The organism is Actinomadura napierensis (assembly GCF_039529375.1).
Taxonomy (GTDB): Bacteria; Actinomycetota; Actinomycetes; order Streptosporangiales; family Streptosporangiaceae; genus Spirillospora; species Spirillospora napierensis.
In genome coordinates this window covers 1-1,493 of the sequence record NZ_BAAAMR010000258.1, presented here as the reverse complement: position 1 = coordinate 1,493, position 1,493 = coordinate 1, and the positions used below count along the sequence as shown (strand labels likewise).

At 80.4% G+C, this 1,493-nt stretch carries 1 pseudogene; it reads left to right on the top strand.

Going from position 1 to position 1,493, the window contains the following annotated elements:
* Nucleotides 1–1,493 (top strand): annotated as a pseudogene (locus tag ABD296_RS49290) (AAA family ATPase); the annotation flags it as partial.

The window sequence follows — 1,493 nt, the reverse complement described above, 5'->3', positions numbered from 1 at the left end:
CGCGCGCCGCGACGCGCTGGCCGCGCGCGCCGAGGAGCGGTCGCGGCTGGCATCCGCGCTCGACGCCGCCGCGCGCGCCGACCGGGTCGTCCCGCTGGTGCGGGCCGTCCAGGACCGGCACGCCCGCGCGGGGCAGGCGCGCCGGTGGGCCGAGGAGACCCGCTCCCGGGTCGCGGCGCTGCTCCCGCCGAACGCTTCGGAGGATGTCCTCGCGAAGGCCGAGCGGGCCCGCCGCGCCGAGACGGCCAAACTGGCCGACCGCCGCCAGGAGGGCGCGCGGCTCGCCGAGCTGGAGGCGGAGCGGGCGGAGCTGGCCCGCGAGCTGGCGCGCCTGGAGCCCGAGGAGGCGCGGATCGCCGCGGCCCGCGCCGAGCCGCCGGGCGTCGTCGAGGCGGGCCGTGCCGAGCTGGACGAGGCCAGGATCGCCGCGGCGGGGGCGGCGGACGCCGAGGCCGCGGTGGCCGACACGCTGCGCCGGCTGGACGCGGCGCACCGCCGCGACCGGGTCGGGCACCTGCTCGAGGAGGCGGAGGCCGCCCACCGCGACGCGGTCGACGCCGCGCAGGACGCCCGCCAGCACGTCCTCGACCTGCGGCAGGCGCGGCTGGACGGCATGGCGGCCGTCCTCGCCGAGGACCTCAAGGAGGGCGAGCCCTGCCGGGTCTGCGGCTCCACCGAGCATCCGGCCCCGGTCACCTCGCTCGCGCTGATCCCGACCGAGGAGCAGGTCGATGCGGCGCAGGAGGCCGCCGACCGGGCCCAGCACGACCGGGAGAACGCGGCACGCCAGGTGGAGGCGCTGCGCACCGAGCGCGACGGCCTCCTGGAGACGGTCGGCGAGCTGGCCGCCGAGGCGCTGGCCGAGGAGCTGGGCGAGGCCGAGGAGGCGCTCGCGACGGCGACGGCCCGCGCGGCGGAGGCCGACCGGTTGGAGTCCGTCCTGCACCGCGCCGAGCAGGAGCTGGAACGCGTCCGCGACGCCCAGCACGGCAACGTGCAGGCGCTCACCGCGAACCGCATCCGGCGCGCGGAGCTCGACGCCGAGGAGGCGCGGCTGCGGGACGCGCTGGACGAGGCGCGCGGCACCGACCCGACCCTGGAGGCGCGCATCGACCGGCTCGGCCGGGAGGCCGACGCGCTGGCCGAGGCGATGGACGCGCTGCGGGAGGCCGGCCGCGCCGCCGAGGAACTCGCCGCCGCCCGCGCGCGCGCCAAGACGACCGCCGAGGAAGAGGGCTTCCGCACGCCCGACGAGGTGGAAGCCGCCGCGATGCCCGACGAGGACCAGGCCGCGCTGCGCGACCGGCTCCGCCGCTTCGACGACGAGGAGGCCCTCGTCCGCGACCTGCTCGCCGACCGGACGCTGGCCGGGGCCGCCGCCGGGCCCGCCCCCGACCTCGCGGCCCTGGACACCGCGCTGGCCTCGGCCGAGGCCGCGGAGGGCGGCGCCGCGTCCGCCGTGGACCGGGCCCGGCACCGCTGCGAGCGGCTCG